The sequence below is a fragment of the Nocardia brevicatena NBRC 12119 genome (genome assembly GCF_000308495.1).
In the GTDB taxonomy this organism is placed as follows: domain Bacteria; phylum Actinomycetota; class Actinomycetes; order Mycobacteriales; family Mycobacteriaceae; genus Nocardia; species Nocardia brevicatena.
This window is the reverse complement of sequence record NZ_BAFU01000001.1, coordinates 98705-118620: the sequence shown is the minus strand read 5'-3', so window position 1 is coordinate 118620 and position 19916 is coordinate 98705. Positions and strand designations below refer to the sequence as shown.

Below are 19916 nucleotides of genomic sequence, written 5' to 3'. Positions count from 1 at the left end.
GACGCACCGCGGCCATTCTTCCCGGACACTATTCGAGGTTCGCGGCCAGGCCTGTCTTCGAACACCGGCATGTCCGGCCGACCCGACGAAGCCGCGGCATACACCGCTGATCGAAACGGCACCCCGCGGGGCGAACCCCCGCGAGGCCGATGAGGTTCGGCCCCGCACGAAGCCGAGTCGGGGAGCCACGTGCACCCAGGCGCCGAACAGCACCCCTATTCCTCGGGCGCGTCCGGGAAGGACTGCTGGGTGTACCCGCCCCGTAGAGTTCCCTCGATATATGCGGTCTTGCAGGCGCGACGGGCGATCTTGCCGCTGGATGTGCGCGGAATCGAACCTGCGGGCACCAGCAGCAGATCACGCACGGTCACCCCGTGCCGCTGCGAAATGGCCGCGCGCACCGCGTCGGCGATCGGCCCCGGGTCGGCCTTGCCGGCACCGGGACCGCGCTCGGCGACGACGACCAGTTGTTCGGAGGCGTCCTCGGGGTCGAACTTCAGACCCGAATGGCTGCCCTGCGCGAACACCTCGGCGGGCAGCTGGTTCGCGGGTACGGAGAAGGCGGCGACGAAACCGGGCCGCAGCGCGGAACTGGCCTCTTGGGCGGAGAACTCCAGGTCCTGCGGGTAGTGGTTGCGGCCGTCGACGATCACCAGATCCTTGACCCGGCCCGTGATGTAGAGCTCGCCGTCGAAGTAGACGCCGTAGTCACCGGTGCGCATCCAGTTCGCGTCCTCGGCGGCCCCCTCGGCGTGGCTGCCCTCGGAGAGCCGGTGGACGACCTTGTTCTGGAAAGTCGCCTTGGTTTCGTCGGGCCGGTCCCAGTAGCCGATGCCCATATTATTGCCGTGCAGCCAGATCTCGCCGACGTTACCATCCGGCCGTTCGCGTGCGCCGTCTTCGATGGAATCCGGATCGACGATCACCGCCCACTGGGAAAGCGCGACATAACCGCAGCTCACCTGGGCGATGGCGTTTTCCGCGCTCGGATCCACCCGCACCATCCGGCCCGCGTTCAGCTCGACACGGTCGACATAGGTGACCTTGGCCTCGTCCTCGTGTTTGGTCGCCGAGACGAACAGCGTCGCCTCCGCCATACCGTAGCAGGGCTTGATCGCGGTCTTGGGCAGACCGTACGGCGCGAACGCCTCGTTGAACTTCTTCATCGACGAGGTGGTAACCGGCTCGCTGCCGTTGATCAGGCCGATGACATTCGACAGATCCAGCGACTCACCGTTCTTCGGCAGGCCACGGGCAGCGGCATGCTCGAAGGCGAAGTTCGGCGCGGCCGCGAAGGTGCCCGCACCATCGGACACGGCGGCCAGCTCCTTGATCCACCGATAGGGCCGCCGCACGAACGCGGTCGGCGACATGATGGTGATGAACTTGCCGCCCACCGCGGGCAGGATCACCGTCAGCAGACCCATATCGTGGAACAGCGGCAGCCAGGTGACACCTCGCGAGTTCTCGTCCAGCTTGATGGCGTCCACCATCTGCAGCAGGTTGGTGCCGACCGCGCGGTGGGTGATCTCCACCCCCGCCGGGGTCCGGGTGGAACCCGAGGTGTATTGCAGGTAGGCGATATCGTCCACTGAGATGTCCGGGCGTATCCAGCTTTCGCCGACGCTGTCCGGAATGGCGTCCACCGCGATGATGCGCGGGCGCTCAGCGGCCGGCAGCGAACGGAAGAACTGCCGCACACCGGCCGCGGACGAACTGGACGTGAGGATCGCCGAGGGTTTGCAGTCGCCGAGCACGGCGTGCAGGCGGTCGGTGTGGCCGGGCTCTTCCGGGTCGAACAGCGGCACCGAGATCGTGCCCGCGTAGATGGCGGCGAAGAAGGAGATCACATAGTCCAGCCCCTGCGGCGCGAGCACCGCAACTCGGTCACCGGTCTTGGTGACCTGCTGGAGTCGGGCGGCCACCGCGCGCAGCCGGATACCGAACTCACGCCACGTCAGCTCGTGTACCTCACCGTCCCGCTCCCGCGAGTAATCGATGTAGCGGTACGCCAAGGTGTTCGCGTCATTTCTGGTGTGCTTCTCGACGTGGTCGACCAGGGTGCGATCGTCGGGAATTGAGATGTTCCCGCTCTCGTCCAGGTAGTCGTCGAAAGTCTCGTCCATTCCTTCTCCTCCGAGGCACACGCAGTAAGACGACGAGATCGCCGTTGTCACCTGTGGGGCCCCGACTCGCTTTCGCCCGCGGACACCCTCCCGGTGGAGGGCCGACCAGCGGATTTGGGGTGCGGTCTGCGCGGTGACCGCTATCGGCTAAATGTTCTCAAACCAGAGACATGGTACAGAGAAGAGGCGGTCACTCATCTCTCAGCAGAGGAATCACGGGTGCAAAAGCATCCATCTGGGTGGGGAAGATTCCCACATACGACATGCCGGTGAGCTGTCGCACCCGGCGCATCTGCTCGGCGATCTCCTCGAATGTGCCGATGGCCACATACGGCGAGTCCAGGATTTCCTCCACCGACAGTTTCACATCGACCTCCAGGTCGGGGTGCAGTCCGCGGTCGAGCGCCGACAGCGCCATTTCCGCGGTCTTCTCCCGGTCGTCGGTGATGACGATCGCGGTGATCGCCCAGTTCAGCTCGATCTGGTCGAATCGGTCCCCGGCCGCCTCCTTGATCAACTGCACCTTCTCGATGGTCTTCTCCATCGTGATGCTCGACAGCATGCCCTTGCCGTTGGAGTTGGTGATCGGTACGACGGAGATGATGTCGGCGTGCTCGGCGGCCAGCCGCAGCATCTTCGGCCCACCACCGCCGGTGCACAGCGGCGGCCGTGGACCCTGCCGCGGCCGTGGAGTGCCCTTGACACCGTTCACCTGGTAGTACTTGCCCTCGAAGGTGCACTCCTGGCCCCGCAGCAGCACGTCCAGGATGGTGAGCGTCTCCTCCAGTTTGGCCAGCCGGGCCCCGGGCCGTTCGTAGGGCAGCCCCGCCGCCAGAAATTCGTCCTGTTTCCAACCGGCGCCGATCCCCACCTCGAGCCGGCCCTTGGACAGCACATCGATGGTGGCCAGGTCCTTGGCCAGCACCACCGGATGACGGAAACCGTTGGCCAGTACCGAGGTACCCAGGCGGATCTTCTCGGTCGCCTGGGTCAGCGCGCCGAGGGCGGCGATCGGCCCGACCTGGTCGCCGAGATGATCCGGCACCACGAAGGTGTCGTAGCCGTACTCCTCGGCCTGCTGCGCCGTCTGGATGAACTTGCGCGCGCCACCCTCCTGCTTGTTTCCCTCCCCGGCGGCCGCGAAACGGAATTTGCGCAGCGGGGTGCCCAGCGCGCTCAACTCACCAACCGGTGCGGCGGCTTCTGTCATGAACTCATGCTCCTGGCTATCGGAAGATTACTGCGCACCCCGGGCGAGGAAAGCGACGGGCGCACGATTATCAGCGCACTTTACCGTCTATCCCGCGCGACCCGGCGCTCCACATACTGTGTCCATTGCCGGTCATAACATCACCCGATCAGGAATGTGGCGGATGGGGCGCCGACTCGATAAGACCGGCCGCCCAATCGGCCGCCCACTGGGTGGCCGTCGTGCCGTTCGAATCGACCACGAAGCCGTTGTAGAGGCTGTGGATCGGATTGCCGACCGCCTGCACCAGGGTGCCGAGACTGCCGAAGATATTGACCGGGTTCAGCGCCTGCCGCGGGGCATCGCAGATCAGGTCGCCCGGCGCGCAGATCGTGTACGTGCGATCGGCCAGCGCCCCGAACCCCCCGCTGCGCGGACCGGTCATGGTGATCCCGGGAACGTTCAGACCGCCGAGCGCGATTTCCGCGCCGATCCCGGCCGGCACCTCACCGATCGGAATCGCCTGTCCCGGCCCCGGCTCGCCGCTGCGGCGACCATCGGCGATCAGGGTCACCCCGAGCACCAGATCCGCCGGCACCGGACCGTTGCCCGTGCCGATCTGGGCCGCGATATCGCCGGCGATCACCGCCCCTTGGGAGAACCCGGCCAGCACGTAGGTGGTCAGCGGACATTCCGCGTGGCGGGCCGCCAAGGCATCGATGGCACGCTGGGTGCCCTCGGATCGGCTGACGTTATAGGAGGCCTGGCCGTCCGGCGGGAACGCGATGGGGTTGGAGAACTGTGCCACATACGGCACGGTGTAGATCTCGAGCCGCCCCTCGGGGAACCGTTCCCGCACCGCATTGGTGACATGCAGCATCAGCGACGCCGGATTCGCGGCCGGGTCGTGCGGATTGTCACCGCTGTTGGATTCCCAGGTACCGGGAATCGACATCAACTGCACATCCGGGCAGCTCGCGGGCTGGCTGGTGGGGCGCTCGGGCGGCGGCTTCGGGCCGGGCTCCGGCTCCCGCAAGCGTCCCGCCAGCAGATACCACAGCAGCAGTATCACGATGACGATCAGCACCGCGGCCGCGAGCAGAATCAGGCATCCCGTCGGTCGCGACCGACGGGATGCCACGAAGCGACGCGCACTCACTGGCAGTAGTGCTGCTTGGCGGTGTCGATGTAGATCTGCCCTGCTTGCTCAACCGGCATCTTGGCCGGGTCGAAAGACGGATCGGAACCGGCCATCGCGTTGACGAAGGTCGCCATACTCTCCTCGGGCTCACCCTGCGCGAGCCCCTGGCAGACATAGTTGCCGATACTCAGGGCGATATCCGGGCTGGACGGGGTCACCCCCTGTTTGCCCAGCTCATCGAGGAATTTCTGCTCCTTGTTGCCGAGTTGACCGCCCTCGGGCGCGGGCACCGCCTGCGGCGGCATGGGGGCCGGACGCTCCGGCGCGACCGACGGTTCCGGAGCCGGTTCCCCCTCGGGGGCACCGGTGGCCTCGCCTTCGGGCGCCGGCGCGGGTGCCTCGGCGTTCGAGCTCGCGGACTGCGGCGCCCTGGTCGCCGAAGACGACAATGTCGGCGTACTCGTCGCCGTTGAATCATTGTCACCACAGGCGGCGAGCAGACCGGAAACGGCAATCGCCGCTACCACGCCGAAAACCTTGCCTCGGGTCCGATACATACACATCCTGTCCGTGTCCTTCGCCGCGCTTTCGGCACGGCCGGTTCGAGGCCCCTCGGATCTCGGCCGCGAACCTCTCGGTTTCACCGTCGGCCGCGGACCGGCAGGGCGCGATCACCGAGGGTAATACCCGAACGGGCTCGATGCCGGGTCGCCCTCCGAAGTGCGTGCTGCCGACAGCGCCGCCCGAGGCGTCGGACAACGGCGGAAGGCCACCCCGCCGACTCACGCGCGCCGCCCCGACAGCACCGCCCGATGTGCGAAAACGGCTTCCTCAGCGTGGAGGGTGAACCTCGGCCCGGTTGTCCCGGATAGTGACGAAACCGCCCTGGAAATTCTGCTGAACGCCCCCGGGAACGGCGAACTCGTCACCCACCGGGTACCCGAGCCTTCCGTTCTCGAACCCGACTTCCCGCCACGCGTCCATGATCGGACCGTTGAGCACCACCCAGGCGCCGGAAAGCGGGGTCCAGTAGATGTTCCCGCCCTCGAAACGGCTGAAGCGGCCGGCGTCCTTCAGCGGTAGTTCCTCGTCGGTGGGAAAACCCAGCCGACTGTTCTCGTAGCCGAGTGCTGCGTATTTGTCCAGGATGAGTCCCTGCACCCGATGGGATCCGGTGGCCGGGGAGAAATACATCGGTCCATGTTCGAAGCCCTGCACGGCGCCGTCGCGGTGCGGTGTTCTCGACTCCGGCCCGATCGGGTAGCCGGCGGGCCCGCCTTCGTAGCCCTGCCTTCCCCATTCGGCCAGGATCTCGCCGCGCACCGGCTGCGTCCCGGTCTGCGGAGTCCAGTACAGCGAACCGTACCGGAACGGCTGGAAACGTCCACGCCCGTCCGGCAGCGGCTGCTCCGGACCGGTCGGCAGCCCCAACGGGCCTCCCGGCCCCGCCGCGGCCTGGTATCCGCCGCCGATCATGCCGGCCACCGGCTGCGCTCCGCTCTCCTCGGAGAAGAACACCCGACCACGGCGGAAGTCCTGGGCAAGGCCCCCCGGCACCGAGTATTCGCCGGTGAGGCAGTCCCCGAGCCAGGAGTTCGCTCCGGCCACCACGCCGATCGAGCCGCCCGGAGCGCAGTGCGGTTCATCGAGGGGCACCCCGAGGGCGGCGGCGGCATAGGGCCAGGATTGACGCATTTCGAAATCCCAGTACGGCCAGGTGTGGGTACCCGCCGGGCGATAGTTCACCTGCACCGGAATCGACAGTTTCCCCAGTTCGGCAACGAAATTCCGGGAAGTGATCAGGGCCAATGTCTCCAGCCCCATACCGGCCATATTGGTGCTGATGCCGGGGATATCGCTGCCCCGGTCGCGGTCGCCGGATGCGCCGGTACCGCTGGAAACATAGAGACCGACGCCCCGCAGCCGTTCCGCCAGCAGAAGCGGATCGTGTTCCCGCCATTCGGGACTATCCGGCGGTCCCCACATGGCCGTGGAATCGAAACCGCCCGCATCGGCCATGGCGAGCTGGATGGCCTGCGGCATTCCCATCGTGGTGGTGGTGAGGAAACCCGAATAGGACGCGGCGTATTTCGCGAAACCGGGATTGCGGGCGGCCAAGAACATGGACGCGGTACCGCCCATCGACAGGCCTGCCAGTCCCCTCACCGCTCCGGCCCGCCACTGGCTTTCCAGCAGCGGCGGCAACTCCTTGGTCAGGAATGTCTCCCACTTGTAGTTCTTGCCGTTGTCGGGCTCCAGCCAATCGGAGTAGAAACTGGACTGGCCGCCGACCGGAAGGACCACCGTGACGTTCTTGTCGGCGAAGAAATCCACGGCGCCGGTATCGGTGACCCAGCCGCTGTCCTCCTCGGTGGCGCGCAGACCGTCGAGCATGTACAGCACCGGGAATTTCGCGTCGGGCCTGGTGTTCCACTCCCGGGCCAGCAGTAGCCGCACCTGGATCGGCGTACCCATGGACGGTGAATCCACCCACAACGCCACATGCCGGTCGGTGAGCCAGATCACATCGCGTATCGTCGCCGCCGCCGCGGCGGCGGACGGCTGGGCGACGGCCGCTGTATGGCTCGTCCCCCACGGCATCACCAGCGCGGTCGCCAGCGCCGCCAGGCATCGACGAATCGACCGCCGCCGGCGTCGACCCGCCCACGGCTCGCCCCCATTCCCGCCTGTTACCCCTGCCACACACCCGTTTGTACCGTGGTGGCACCCGGATGCCGTAGCGACGCGCGGAGGGTTGACCAGGTCGTTGCCAGGTACCGGTGCCCTCGAATACGAAAGGCGCCACCCGCTTCCCGAGGAAGCGGGTGGCGCCTTTCGAGTTGGCTACGGGTTCGAGGTCACCAGCCGTTGGTGGAGTCCAGGAACATCTTCCGGGACGCGGCGAGCTGATCCTGCCAGTACCGCCAGCTGTGCGTACCGACCGCCGGGAACTCGAAGTGGGCCGGGATGCCCAGCGAGCCCAGACGCGCCTGGAAGGCCCGGGTGTTCACCAGCGACAGCGCTTCCAGCGCCATGGCGTTACCGGTGTTGAACGCGCCGACGGCGGAGGCGGGACTGTCGTACGGGCCCGGCAGACCGCTGGCCGCCGAGATGTACATCGGCAGACCGTTCAGCTGGGGAGCGAAGACGAAGGGGTCCATCCGCAGCCACTGCGGGCTCCACGGCGGGGCCATCGAGTCGACGTTGTAGCGGCCCGCGTCCAGCATCGCGATGCGGACCGCCTCACGCATACCCGGCGCGGAGATGTTCAGATAGCCGGAGTACGAGGCGGCCGACTTGAACTGGTCGCGGTGGTATGCGGCCAGGGTCAGGGCGGCACTACCACCCATGGACAGGCCGGCGATCGCGTTGTTGACGGGTGAGACGCCGTAGTTCGCCAGGAAGGCGGGCAGTTCCTTGGAGAGGAACGTCTCCCACTTGTAGGTGAACTTCTGGCCGTTGGTATTGCTCGGGGAATACCAGTCGGCGTAGAAGCTCGACTGGCCACCGACCGGCATGACCAGCGTGATGTTGTCGTTGCGGAACTGCTCCATCGCGTTCGTCTCGAACGACCAGGCATTGCGGTCGTCACGCGCGCGCAGACCGTCGAGCAGGTATAGCGCCGCATCGCCACCGCGCGCGGCCCACTGGACCTGAACCTTGATCGGGCCCATACCGGACGGAACCATCAGTTCCTCGTAGCCACCGGCGGGAGCCCGCAGCACCGGCGCGTGCGCGGGCGCTGCGACCGCGGCGGTCGGGGCCGCGATACCGGCCGCTACCGGTAGTGCGAGTGCCGCGGCGCCGATGGCCAGAATCCGGTTACGCCAACCGCGAGGTGCACCCCGCCGCCCCGTTCTGCTCTTCGGGGCGGCCGCCCTGCCGAAACGCATGAATTCCGCTCTCTTTCTGCTGTCTGTGATGCCATCCGCCACACCGCGTGGACAGCACCCTTTTGTCGGCGAGCGCCATCGGTTCGTTACCGGTTTTCGACCTATCCGATACATCACCGCCGACGCTACAACGATCTGGTCACAGATGTGCTCGCTGGACGATATTCGACCACGCCTGCCTTAGCAAGGCCGAGGCAGCCCGGTGGCCGAAATGCGCCCATGGACACTCTGTGATTGTGTCGTGACACTACCGCCTTCGCCCGTTGATGTCTCGGCGGGATGGATTATTTGTCCGTTATCTCAATTTCCGACGGCACAACCGCGACGTGGGTGCGAACCGCCGGCAAATAGGCGTGGCCCGTTCGGACACGACACCGCCCGCCGGATGCGTTGGCGGACGCATCCGGCGGGCGGTGAGAGCGAGGCGCTAACCGATATGAGCGGACATGTCCGGAACCATCCGGTGGGCCTCGGCCTGCCAATAGGTCCAGGCGTGGATACCCAGGCCCGGGAACGAATAGACGACATTGTTCGCCCCGAGCATCATCATGCGCACTTGGAAGGCTCGGGTATTGGCCAGTGCCAGTGCTTCCAGCCCCATACCGTTGACGGTGGTGAAGTCGAATCCGTCGGCGAGCTCGGGCAGGCCGCTACCGGCCGAAATCCACAGCCGGGTGTTGTTGTCCCGCAGGCGCGGCGCGAATACGAACGGGTCCATGTTCAGCCATTGCGGGCTCCACGGCGCGGCCATCGAGTCGACGTTGTAGCCACCGGCCTCGATCATGGCCATCCGGATCGCCTCGCGCATACCGGGAGCGGAGATGTTCAGATAGCCGGAATAGGAACCGGCGAAGCTGAACTGGTCCGGATAATAGGCCGCCAACTTCAGCGCGGCGCTACCACCCATCGACAACCCGAACACCCCATTGCGGTAGGGATTGAAACCGAGTCGATCGCGCAGCGCCCAACGCAGATTCTGGGTGAGGAACGTTTCCCACTGGTACCGATAGCTCTTGCCCGGGCCACGGGACACGACGTTGAGTGCCCCCGAGCCCGATGACGAACCGGTCGGCGGAGCACCGAAGAACGAACTCGGCGCGGCCCAGTCGGCGTAGAAGCTGGACATACCACCGATCGGCATGACGACATTGATATTCCAGTCCATCAGCATCTGGGCGATATCGGTTTCCATCTCCCAGCCGTTGTGCGTCTCGGGAGCGCGCATACCGTCCAGGGCGTAAACGATCCGATTGGTGTTGCCGTCCTTGGCGCGGAAGACACGCGACCGGATCGGACCCATCGGAGAGTCGACCCAGAAATCGAATCCCGCGGGGTTCGGCGCCGCCGAGGCCGGGGCCGAACCCGTTACCGATATCCCGAGCGACAGGAATACGGCAAGAGCGAGCCCCAGCGAGCCGATTCCCCTCGTCCACCGCTTCAGCCATGAACCGGAGCGCTTCGATCTACCGGCCCTGCGCGCACTTCGCATTCGACTAGACCTTTCGCCTGGACAGCCGGACAGCAAATCTCGAGCTACGTTACCGGCCTGTTGCTCGGCATCCGGGTAGGCGAGACCGCACCGTGACGGAAACCCGAGCCCGGATACACCTTCCTGGTATTTCGATCGACAGAGAACAGCTCTATGTTGCTGGATGGTGATCTCGACCACAACTACTGCCTCTCTCCCTATGCCCATTCGTTGCCGGATCGGCCAGGAGCACCGGGTCGGTCGCGAACCCGCCACGGCGAAACGTCGACGGCGCCGCAGGGGTAGAGCCACCCCTGCGGCGCCGTCCCGGACTTCCGGCGGTCCCGCCCGATACGGCTAACCGATATGGGCCGACAGATCCGGGATCATCCGATACACCTCGGTTTCCCAATACCGCCAGTTGTGCACCCCGATGGCCGGGAAGTCGTAGGTCACATTCGTGGCCCCGAGCGACATCATCCGCACCTGGAACGCACGGGTATTGGCCAGCGCCAGCGCTTCCAGCCCCATGGCGTTGACGGTGGTGAAGTCGAATCCGTCGGCCGGGCCGGGCAGGGCGCTACCGGCCGAAATCCACAGCCGAGTGTTGTTCTGCCGCAACTGCGGCGCGAAGACGAACGGGTCCATTCGCAGCCACTGCGGGCTCCACGGCGGCGCCATGGCGTCGATATTGAAACCGCCCGCGTCGAGCATGGCCACCCGCAACGCCTCCCGCATACCGGGGGCGGAAACATTCAGATAACCCGAATACGAACCGGCATAAACGAACTGGTCGGCGTGATAGGCCGCGAGGGCGAGGGCGGCACTGCCGCCCATCGACAGGCCGAACACGCCATTGCGATTCGGATCGAAACCGAGCCGGTCGCGCAGCGCCCAGCGCAGATTCTTGGTGAGGAATGTTTCCCACTTGTAGGTGTTCGACTTCCCCATTCCACCGGCCGAACCCGAGGCCAGTCCGGACCCCGAGGCCGATCCGGTGGCGCCCTTGGCACTTCCGGTGCCGCTGAGCCCGAAGAAGTTGCTCGGCGCGATCCAGTCGGCGTAGAAACTGGACATACCACCGACCGGCATGACCACGTTGATATTCCATTTGGTCAGCTCGCGGACGACATTCGTGTCGATTTCCCACCCGCTGAGGTCGTTACCGGCCCGCATACCGTCGAGCGCGTACACCACTCGGCGGGTATTGCCGTCGGCGGCACGGAAGATCCGGGATTTGATCGGGCCCATCTCCGAATCGACCCAGAAGTCGAAACCACCCGGATCGTAGGCCGCCGACGCGGGCGCCGACGGCCCTACCACCGACACCCCGAGCGGTAGCAGAGCGGTCAGCGCCAATAGCGCCGAGCGGCGCAGCCGGCCGCGGATACCGCCCATCGCCCGTCGGCCCGGACGCGCACGGCGTCCGTTCTCACTGTGGTCATCGGAGCATGCGCGGACGCCTTCCGTGGATGCGTGCGCCACCCCCTCCAGGTGATGACCGCTCATGCTGGACATCTGTTCTCGGCCTTCCCTCATGCGGCCCGCGGCCGCGATGCATGACGAGGCGCCCCCTCGGAACAGCGGGGGCACCGACACCACGGCAGCCTAACCCGGCCGCTGTGCCCACGCGCGCCCCGAATTCCTCCTCCACCCCGGCGATTACCATGCCGGGGCGGAGGAACCGCAGGTCAGCGTATCGGCGCCGGGTGCGGATCGATCAGGCCACAACGCTGGATCTCATACTTGGGAACGCGATCGATGCGATAGGCGGCAAACCGCAGGGCATTGCGCAGATTGTGCACGAAACGGTCCCGGTCGAGGGGATCCCGATAGGACAGCTGCAAGGCGATGGTGTCCGGGCAGGACATGGCGACCCGGGCCTGGTCGACCCATTTCTCGTCCAGATACCAGGGCATCCACGGTTTGCGGTCCACCATCCCGGTGTCCACGATCACCCAGTCCGAGTACAGGCTCTTGTCATGGCCGATTCGGCCGTCGGTGAGCCGGTCGGTATGCGCGGCCAGCGGGTAGGCCAACCCCATCGGGTCCAGGACCCGAACGTCCAGGGGGACATTCATACTGGTCATCCCCAGATTCAGGAAGTAGACCGTATGACCGGCGCCGCCTTCGGGGATCGGCAGCGGCGGCGGCGCCAGATACCAGAACATGAATGACGGCGAGTTCATCAGCAGGCCCCCGTTGGGGCTCTGCTCGATGGCCTCGACCATGGGACGTATCCGGGCGTAGTCGAGATAATCCTCGGCACGGATGGGGTGGTCGTGGCCGGTATTGAGCACGTAGTAGACGCGCTCGTCGACAATCCCGGACCTGCTGATCTTGGTGCCGGTCGTGATGGCGGTGGTACCCATCGCCAGCAGCGCCCAGACGACCACCGCGGTCAGTGCGAGCGCGGGCACCCCGACCGTTGTCCCGAGTCCGCGCCCCCGAGCCGGCGCGGAGACACGGACCGGAAACACCATCACCGGAAGCAGCAGCAGGAACAACTGCGGCAGCAGCATCCGGCCGTGCATGAAATCGCCGCCCACTCGCAGCGCGTAGACGGTGAGCAGAGCACCGGCGAACAGCACCAGCGTGACCACCGCACCCGGTGACCGCAGCCGCTCCCGAACCCGGCGCAGCCGGCCACGACCGTCGCCGGCGCCGGTGACCACGCTCGACCGGTCGGCCCGCGCCGCGACGACACCCGCGGCGAGCAATACCAACAGCGGCACCCACAGGAAGTACGGGCCGACCAGGTCCCACAGATAGGTGAAACCCTGACCCCATTTGGCGCCGCCCGCGTCCTTGGCCACCGCCGTATTCGGATAGGGCAGACCGTAATAGCCCATCCGCCAGACCTGATACACCAGCGGCACCAGCCCGGCGACGGCCACGATCACCAGTCGCAGCACCGCCGGCCGCAACCGGGACTCCGGCATCGGCGCCACCCAGATCAGCAGCAGCGCCAGACCGCCCACCACGGTCATCTCCGGCCGGACCAGCGGCGCCAGTCCGGCGAGGAAGACCAATCCGAGCAGGGCCGGTACCCGGGGCCGCGCGGCCCGGCTCCAGCGCATCAGCAGCCACCACAGCAGGCCGATCCAACAGATGACCAGGCAGTTCTCCAAGCCCGAGGTGGCGTAGTCGCGGGCGGGCGGAAGCGCGATGTAGACCAGCGCGCCCGCGGGCAGCAGCAGTGCCGAGGACGTACCGCCCCACAGTCGAGCGGCACCGAGCATGGCGAACGTCACGGCCAGCACCGACAGCACCAGCGCGATCCCGAGCACCACGTACTCCAGCCGCGCCTGGGTCACCCAGCTGAAGAACCAGACGACATAGGTCCACGCGGTGCTGGTGTTGGTTTCCACTCGCTCGCCGGCATTGAACACCGGACCGTTGCCCGCCAGCAGATTGCGGACGGTGCGCAGCACGATGAGCCCGTCGTCGGCAATCCACCGACGCTGCCAACCGCCGAGGGCGAACAGGGCGGCGACGAGCACGATCCCACCGACGAAGGTGGTGCGGGATAGTCGCGCGAACCGCGACGGACGCTCCCGTTCGTCCGCGGAGCGCTCATGCGCGGGTTCGATTCGCTCTGATTCCGCTACCAGCTTTTCGTCAGGTGAGGTAGACAGCGACACCTACCGCTCCGATCCAGGCTACGGCGAGGAACTGCAGGACACGGTCCTGGAAGGCGATCTCTTCGGGCTCACCGGCCTCGCCGCCATCGACATCGACCGCATACCGCAGAATCGCGATGGTGAAGGGGATCATCGAGATCGCGAACCACTGCGTGTCGTTGATCTGGTTCTGCTCGAAGGCCCACAGACCGTAGAACACCACCACCGCGGTCGCCGCCAGGGTCCAGATGAACCGCAGGTAGGTGGGTGTGTAGTACTCCAGCGATTTGCGGATCTTGGCACCGGTCGCCAGGGCGATCTGCAGTTCGGCGTAGCGTTTGCCGGCCGCCATGAACAGCGAGCCGAACGCCATGATCAGCAGGAACCACTGCGACAGCGGTATACCCGCCGCGGCGCCGCCGGCCACCGCGCGCAGCAGGAAGCCCGAGGACACGATGGAGATGTCCAGCACCGCCTGATGCTTGAGCCCGAAGCAGTAGCCCAGCTGGATACCGATGTAGACGGCCATCACCACGGCCAGCTGCCAGGCGGCCAGGAACGAGACCAGCAGCGATCCGCCCAGCAGCACCACCGCCAGCGCATATGCCAGGTTCACCGGCACCACACCGGCCGCAATCGGGCGGTTCCGCTTGGTCGGATGCGCCCGATCGGCCTCCACGTCCATGGCGTCGTTGACCAGGTAGATACCCGAGGCGGCCATACAGAAGACCACGAAGGCGATACCGACATGGGCGAGCACGTCGATATCGGTGACCGTGCCCGCCGCCAGCGGAGCCGCCAGCACCAGGACGTTCTTCACCCACTGCCGCGGACGGACGGCCTTGACCAGGCCGCCGACCAGTGTCTTCGGCGGTCCCTTGACAACGGCTTCGGCCAGGTCGGCGCCGGTGGGTTCTTCGCTCATATCAGTCAGCGCCTTTTCTTCTTGTTCGGTCACTGTCGAGTCTCTTTTCGGCGACGAGCAGGGCTGCGGCGGACGCGGCACCGAGCGCCGAACCGGCGAGTACATCGGAGGGATAGTGGACCCCGAGCACGACCCTGGAGAGCAACATCGGTGGTACGAGCACCGCAGGCAAGGGTAGCCCGGTCAATTTTCCGAGCAACACCGCCGCCGCGGTCGTGGATGTGGCATGCGAGGAAGGGAAGCTCAATTTACTCGGCGTCGACACGTTGACCTGCACCGATGGCGCATGTGGCCGGGGCCTGCGGACAATCCTCTTGATCACGATCGAGGCCGCGTGGGCGCCGACCGCGCCGACCGCCACCCCGGCCCAGCGCCGCCGGCGCGGTCTGTCGAGCAGCGCGCCGACCGCGGCGATACCGACCCAGCCGAGCGCGTGTTCACCGAAATGCGACATACCGCGGGCCGCGGAGATCACCGCCGGGGTGCCGATCGCGCCCTGCACGGCCTCGATCACCGCCACCTCGGGTGGGGTGCCGCTGCTGCCGGCGTTCAATGCCGTGTTCACCGAGGTCACCGGTTACCGTCCTTGTTCTCGTCTGCCGCGGTGATGCCGAAGACCCGTTCCCAGGCGGCGGTGCCGGTCAGTTTCGGATGCGCGGCACGATAGCGCTGCTGCATCTCGGGGAAGCGCGCGGCCAACTCCTTACGCAGCCGCATGGCCTCCCTGAACAGGCCGTACGCCTGCCGCGGATCGCGTTTGCGGTACACCACACCGCGCCCGTCGGCGGTGGTGACGGTGACGCCGTCGACCTGGGAGAGCAGGAACCAACGGGCGTCCAACGTCGGCACGTTCAACTGCGGGCGCTCATGGTGTTCCGCTTTCGCCGGCCGCAGATTGTGCAGGAGGCCCTTGCCCAGCCGGGCGACCTTGGCGATCGGATTGGGCGGTTCGCCGACCGCGCCGACACCGGACCCACTGGCCTGCGGCAATGCGGTCGACGACGGCAGGATCACCGCGTCGGGATACTGTTTGCGCAGGTCGTGCACGGCGCCGAGGGCGCTGGGCAACAGTTCGAACAAGCGGTCCGGTCCGGCCAGGAAATCGTGGATCGCCAGGTTCTGGATGGCGACCGTCGAGTACTCCAGGCAGAGCAGGTGTTTGATCGTGGCCTTGACCGTGTTGACGATCATGCGCCGGCCGTTGCCCGGCTGGTGCAGCGCCGCGACCACCAGGCGGTTGCGCAGGTGGAAATAGGCCTGCCAGTCGATGGCGTCGTCCTTGTCGCTCCAGGCCATATGCCAGACCGCGGCGCCCGGGAGGGTGACGGTCGGATAGCCGGCGGCGCGGGCCCGCAGCCCGTACTCGGCGTCGTCCCATTTCAGGAACAGCGGCAGGGGCTGGCCGAGTTCCTGGGCGACCCGACGCGGGATCACACAGGTCCACCAGCCGTTGAAGTCCACGTCGATGCGCCGGTGCAGCAGTTTGGAGTTGTCCCGGTCGCGCAGTGGATATTTGGCGAAATCGTGGTCGTATTCCACGTTCGGCGCGGCGGTCCACATGAAGATATTGCGGTCGACCACCTCCCCCATCACGTGCAGATGCGAACGTTCCTGCAGGTTGAGCATCTGGCCGCCGACCAGGACCGGCGATTTCGCGAAACGGGAGAACGCCAGGGCACGCAGGATGGAATCGGGTTCGATCTCGATATCGTCGTCCATATAGACGATGTATTCGGCCTCGGTGGTCTTCAGCGCCTCGTACATGACGCGGCTGTAGCCACCGGACCCGCCCAGGTTGGGCTGGTCGTGGATGGCCAGTCGATCGCCGAGTACCGCGGCGGCCTCCTCGAACCCCGGTTCGTCGACCACCTTGCGGGTGCCCTGATCGGGGATGATGACGGCCTCGATCTTCGCCAGCACCAGTGGATCGGCGCCCAGCGCCCGCAGAGTGGCGACGGCGTCGGTGGGGCGGTTGAAGGTGGGCATACCGACCGCGATGGTGCCTTCACCGGGCGCCTCGATCGGCGCGTACCAGCCACCCGCGACCAAGGTGACCGCGGTGTCGGTGGTGATGTCGAACCACAGCCAGCCGCCGTCCTCGAATGGGCCCAGATCGGCTTCCATTTCGACAAATACCGTTTCGGCGCCCGGTTCGACCGCGAATTCCCGTCCCTGGACGTGGATCCGGGATCCATCGGCCTTGGAGCGGTACAGGTCGACACGACCGTGCCCGGCCAGCTCCAGCCGCAGCACCACCGAGCCGAGAACGGACCATCGGCGCCAGTAGCCGGCGGGTAGGGCATTGAAGTAGGTGCAGAACGACACCTCCGATTCCGCGCCTACCGACAGGGAGGTGCGGGTGCCGGCATGCGCGCGACGCGCATTGGTCGCCGATTCCTCCAGGTAGAGGGCGCGCACATCCAGCGGTTCGCCCGGTCTGGGCAGGATGATGCGCTGCATCAGCGACTTCGCGCGAGTTTCGGTGTCGGTATGCGCCAGTGATGCGGAGGTCATGCGTCTCCGTTCTCCTGGGCCAGCGGCGCACCCGATTCCAGGTGCGGACGCAAAGCGTTGTCGAACATATTCAGCGCGCTCGCGATCGCCATATGCATATCCAGGTATTGATAGGTGCCCAGGCGGCCGCCGAACAGAACTTTCGACGTGGCGGTCTCCCGCTTGGCCAAAGCGCGATACGCGGTCAGCTTGGCCCGGTCCTCGGGAGTGTTGATCGGGTAGTACGGTTCGTCGCCGGTCTTGGCGAAACGCGAGTATTCGCGCATGATGACCGTTTTGTCCGTCGGGTAGTGGTCGCGCTCGGGGTGGAAATGGCGCGGTTCGATGATGCGGGTGTAGGGCACATCCGAGTCGTTGTAGTTCATCACCGAAGTGCCCTGGAAGTCACCGGTGGGAAGCACCTCGGTCTCGAAGTCGATGGTGCGCCAGCCCAGCTCGCCCTCGCGATAGTCGAAATAACGGTCCAGCGGGCCGGTGTAGACGACCGGCGCGTCCGGGTTCTGCGCGCGCAGTTCCTCGCGCACATCGAACCAGTCGGTGTCCAGCCGGACCTCGATCAATTCACTGGCCGCCATATTCTCCAGCCACTTGGTGTAGCCGTGAGCCGGCAGGCCCTCGTAGGTGTCGTTGAAGTAGCGGTTGTCGAAGGTGTAGCGGACCGGCAGGCGGGTGATATTGCTCGCGGGCAGGTCCTTGGGGTCGGTCTGCCACTGTTTGGCGGTGTAGTCGCGGACGAACGCCTCATACAGCGGACGGCCGATCAACGAGATGGCCTTTTCCTCGAGGTTCTGCGCGTCCTTGGTCTCGATCTCGGATGCCTGCTCGGCGATCAGCGCACGCGCTTCGTCAGGGGCGAAATAACGGCCGAAGAATTGCGAGACCAAACCCAGCCCCATCGGGAACTGGTACGCCTGTCCCTTGTGCATGGCGAAAACCCGGTGCTGGTAACCGGTGAACTCGGTGAACTGCGTGACATAGTCCCAGACCCGCTTGTTCGAGGTGTGGAACAGATGTGCGCCATATTTGTGCACCTCGATACCGGTTTCCGGTTCCGGCTCCGAATAGGCGTTACCGCCGATATGCGGCCGGCGATCCAATACGAGGACTCTCTTGCCCAGTAGGTTGGCGGTGCGCTCGGCAATGGTCAGCCCGAAAAAACCCGAGCCGACGACGATCAGGTCGAACTGTGCGTTGTTATCTGAGTTACCCGGAGACGATGCGGCGGTCACGGGAGCCCAGAGTATCGGAAGCTGTTCGGACCGCCAGTCCGAGCCGGAGGGTCCGACCTATTCCCAGGTCCGCCGGGGGAGACGGGATGCAGGGGTGAGGCAGGCGGCATCCGAACGAACCGGACCGTCGAACGACGATGCCTGCCCCCGGTTCCCGGGGATGGGCACCGAATGGCAGGTCGGTACCGTCAGCCGTAGGTCGGATAGGGCGGTTGACCGTACCCACCGCCGACCGGAACCGGCATCCGACCCGCGTCGATCCACCGCTTGGTGGGCCCGACCAGGGCCAGTATCAGAGTGATCACCGCGAAGAGCCAAGTGACCAGGCCGATGTTCACCCGGCCAGGACGCCGCCGAGCACCGCCACGGGCAGATACGCCGCGCTGCCCATGATGACCAGAGTTCGCCCGGTACCGCTGCGGCGGACGAGCATGAACCCACCGAGCAGCAAAAGCAGGGCCACGAGGCCGTAGAGGACGGCCACGAAGAGGTCCGAGCCGTCGACCCCGGTGAGGTCGATATCGATATCGCTGCCGCTCGAACCGCTGCTTCCGCGCCTGCGCGCGCCGGTCGCCAGGGAGCTGTCCGTTCGATCGAACGCGGAGAAGACCGTGCCGACGGCGAGCAGTGCGCTTGCCAACCCACCGAGGATCGCCATGATCCCGGACGTGATCCCCGTCCCGCCGTACGGCGACCGCTACGGATATCCGTACCATCCCGACGCCGGCGGGTAGCCCGGCGAGAGGTTTCTCGGCGGTGCGGGATATCCGGGGTGATGTGGACGGCCGGGACCGCCATATGGATGACTCATCGGAATTCCTCCCCCGGCGAATGCAACCTCCACACTCTGCCACAGGGGAACGCGCGGACACAGCACGCTACGGCGAAGGCGCCCGCACCCCGGCGGGAGTGCGAGCGCCTTCGCGCTCATCGCGAGTGACCGGCATCATCACGTGCCACCGGCCTTCCACGGGGACTACGAGAGATTGCTCTCGGCGTAGACCCGCATGGCGTCACGGACGAACTCCGTGGTCCCGGCGCCGTGGACCTCGTAGTTCGCCGCGAAACGCTCATCGGCCACATACATTTCGCCCAGCCCGGCGAATGCCTGCGCGTCGGGCCGCTTACCGTGCCACCCCTTCCCGACCCACTCGTAGTGACGAGCCGCGATGGCCTGTACCTCGGCGCTGTCCGGTGCCAGCCCGGCGGTATGGGCCCGGCCGTAATCGGCCGCGATATCGAGATGGGTCTGCTGGAACGCCTGCTTGTCCGCCGCGCTCAGCGAACGCCACCAGCGGTCGCCGGTCTCGTATGCCTCCTTTCCCCAGCGCTCGATGACCTCGTCCTTGTATCGGCTGTGGTCGAACCCGTCGAAAACCTCTGCAGCCACGAGTCGTTCACCTCTTTCCATCTTGTTCAGCGTGGTGTGCACCGACTCGATCCGGCGGCGGATCCGATCCTGCTCCTGCCGTAGCAATCCCAGGTGGGTGTGCAGCGCGGCGGCGGTATCCTGCTCTCCGGCAAGGACTTCGGCGATGACCGACAGTCCGAGCCCGAGGTCGCGCAACAGCAGAATGCGTTGCAGCCGCACCAGCGAGTCCTGGTCGTAGTAGCGGTACCCGTTGGCGCCGATCCGGCTGGGCGGCAACAGCCCCAACTGCCCGTAGTGGCGCAGTGTGCGGCTGGTGGTACCGGCCGCCTTGGCCAGATCCTGGATGGACCATTCGTTCCGGGACCGCGCTCCCACGACCTGTTCCCCTTTCCGTTCGCGTCGGTACCACCAGCGTGCAAGTTGACGCTACGTCAAG

Annotated in this window: 15 protein-coding genes; all 15 read right to left on the bottom strand. The window is 66.1% G+C overall.

All coding sequences use genetic code 11. The features are described 5' to 3' along the window. Positions 1 to 215 precede the first annotated feature (215 nt). Positions 216 to 2126, bottom strand: a complete 1911-nt coding sequence (gene fadD32 / locus ON20_RS00515) for a long-chain-fatty-acid--AMP ligase FadD32 (protein WP_040832783.1) — start codon at positions 2124 to 2126, stop codon at positions 216 to 218. Between the two features lie 190 nt (positions 2127 to 2316). Further along, positions 2317 to 3336 (bottom strand): LLM class F420-dependent oxidoreductase, encoded by a 1020-nt coding sequence (locus tag ON20_RS00510; protein WP_040832782.1) that lies wholly within the window; start codon positions 3334 to 3336, stop codon positions 2317 to 2319. 148 nt (positions 3337 to 3484) lie between these two features. Then, positions 3485 to 4456, bottom strand: coding sequence for a cutinase family protein (locus tag ON20_RS00505; RefSeq protein ID WP_051161309.1), 972 nt, complete (start codon positions 4454 to 4456; stop codon positions 3485 to 3487). 14 nt (positions 4457 to 4470) lie between these two features. Further along, positions 4471 to 5013 (bottom strand): DUF732 domain-containing protein, encoded by a 543-nt coding sequence (locus tag ON20_RS00500; protein ID WP_040832781.1) that lies wholly within the window; start codon positions 5011 to 5013, stop codon positions 4471 to 4473. 274 nt (positions 5014 to 5287) lie between these two features. Continuing rightward, complete coding sequence (locus tag ON20_RS00495) at positions 5288 to 7057, bottom strand: alpha/beta hydrolase-fold protein (protein ID WP_040832780.1); 1770 nt, start codon at positions 7055 to 7057, stop codon at positions 5288 to 5290. A 257-nt stretch (positions 7058 to 7314) separates the two neighbouring features. Next, complete coding sequence (locus tag ON20_RS00490) at positions 7315 to 8349, bottom strand: alpha/beta hydrolase (RefSeq protein ID WP_083864417.1); 1035 nt, start codon at positions 8347 to 8349, stop codon at positions 7315 to 7317. Between the two features lie 427 nt (positions 8350 to 8776). Then, entirely contained in the window at positions 8777 to 9838 is a 1062-nt protein-coding gene (locus ON20_RS00485) for an alpha/beta hydrolase (RefSeq protein ID WP_040832779.1), read from the bottom strand. A gap of 336 nt (positions 9839 to 10174) precedes the next feature. Then, the gene (locus tag ON20_RS00480) at positions 10175 to 11215 is read right to left on the bottom strand and encodes an alpha/beta hydrolase (protein WP_051161293.1); all 1041 of its coding nucleotides are present in this window, start codon (positions 11213 to 11215) and stop codon (positions 10175 to 10177) included. A 293-nt stretch (positions 11216 to 11508) separates the two neighbouring features. Beyond that, positions 11509 to 13431 carry an arabinofuranosyltransferase AftB family protein gene (locus ON20_RS00475; protein WP_040832824.1) on the bottom strand — a complete coding sequence of 641 codons (1923 nt, stop codon included), beginning with the start codon at positions 13429 to 13431 and terminating at the stop codon, positions 11509 to 11511. Between the two features lie 7 nt (positions 13432 to 13438). Continuing rightward, positions 13439 to 14365: a decaprenyl-phosphate phosphoribosyltransferase gene (locus ON20_RS00470; RefSeq protein WP_040832778.1), complete on the bottom strand. Its 927-nt coding sequence runs from the start codon at positions 14363 to 14365 to the stop codon at positions 13439 to 13441. Position 14366: 1 nt separating this feature from the next. After that, positions 14367 to 14918, bottom strand: coding sequence for a phosphatase PAP2 family protein (locus ON20_RS00465; RefSeq protein WP_040832823.1), 552 nt, complete (start codon positions 14916 to 14918; stop codon positions 14367 to 14369). Positions 14919 to 14935: 17 nt separating this feature from the next. Continuing rightward, positions 14936 to 16879 carry a glycosyltransferase gene (locus ON20_RS00460; protein WP_051161290.1) on the bottom strand — a complete coding sequence of 648 codons (1944 nt, stop codon included), beginning with the start codon at positions 16877 to 16879 and terminating at the stop codon, positions 14936 to 14938. Next, positions 16876 to 18108, bottom strand: coding sequence for a UDP-galactopyranose mutase (gene glf, locus ON20_RS00455; RefSeq protein WP_040832777.1), 1233 nt, complete (start codon positions 18106 to 18108; stop codon positions 16876 to 16878). Before glf ends, ON20_RS00460 begins: the two co-directional genes overlap by 4 nt. Before the next feature lie 334 nt (positions 18109 to 18442). Further along, the gene (locus tag ON20_RS00450) at positions 18443 to 18766 is read right to left on the bottom strand and encodes a hypothetical protein (protein WP_040832776.1); all 324 of its coding nucleotides are present in this window, start codon (positions 18764 to 18766) and stop codon (positions 18443 to 18445) included. A gap of 318 nt (positions 18767 to 19084) precedes the next feature. Next, positions 19085 to 19855, bottom strand: coding sequence for a MerR family transcriptional regulator (locus tag ON20_RS00445; RefSeq protein ID WP_040832775.1), 771 nt, complete (start codon positions 19853 to 19855; stop codon positions 19085 to 19087). Positions 19856 to 19916 lie beyond the last annotated feature (61 nt).

What these genes read in the sequence shown, in the direction of transcription:
- fadD32 (WP_040832783.1), bottom strand. Translation starts at nt 2,126, where the DNA reads ATGGACGAGACTTTCGACGACTACCTGGACGAGAGCGGGAACATCTCA.
- ON20_RS00510 (WP_040832782.1), bottom strand. Translation starts at nt 3,336, where the DNA reads ATGACAGAAGCCGCCGCACCGGTTGGTGAGTTGAGCGCGCTGGGCACC.
- ON20_RS00500 (WP_040832781.1), bottom strand. Translation starts at nt 5,013, where the DNA reads ATGTATCGGACCCGAGGCAAGGTTTTCGGCGTGGTAGCGGCGATTGCC.
- ON20_RS00495 (WP_040832780.1), bottom strand. Translation starts at nt 7,057, where the DNA reads ATGCCGTGGGGGACGAGCCATACAGCGGCCGTCGCCCAGCCGTCCGCC.
- ON20_RS00490 (WP_083864417.1), bottom strand. Translation starts at nt 8,349, where the DNA reads ATGCGTTTCGGCAGGGCGGCCGCCCCGAAGAGCAGAACGGGGCGGCGG.
- ON20_RS00485 (WP_040832779.1), bottom strand. Translation starts at nt 9,838, where the DNA reads ATGCGAAGTGCGCGCAGGGCCGGTAGATCGAAGCGCTCCGGTTCATGG.
- ON20_RS00480 (WP_051161293.1), bottom strand. Translation starts at nt 11,215, where the DNA reads ATGGGCGGTATCCGCGGCCGGCTGCGCCGCTCGGCGCTATTGGCGCTG.
- ON20_RS00470 (WP_040832778.1), bottom strand. Translation starts at nt 14,365, where the DNA reads ATGAGCGAAGAACCCACCGGCGCCGACCTGGCCGAAGCCGTTGTCAAG.
- ON20_RS00460 (WP_051161290.1), bottom strand. Translation starts at nt 16,879, where the DNA reads ATGACCTCCGCATCACTGGCGCATACCGACACCGAAACTCGCGCGAAG.
- ON20_RS00450 (WP_040832776.1), bottom strand. Translation starts at nt 18,766, where the DNA reads ATGGCGATCCTCGGTGGGTTGGCAAGCGCACTGCTCGCCGTCGGCACG.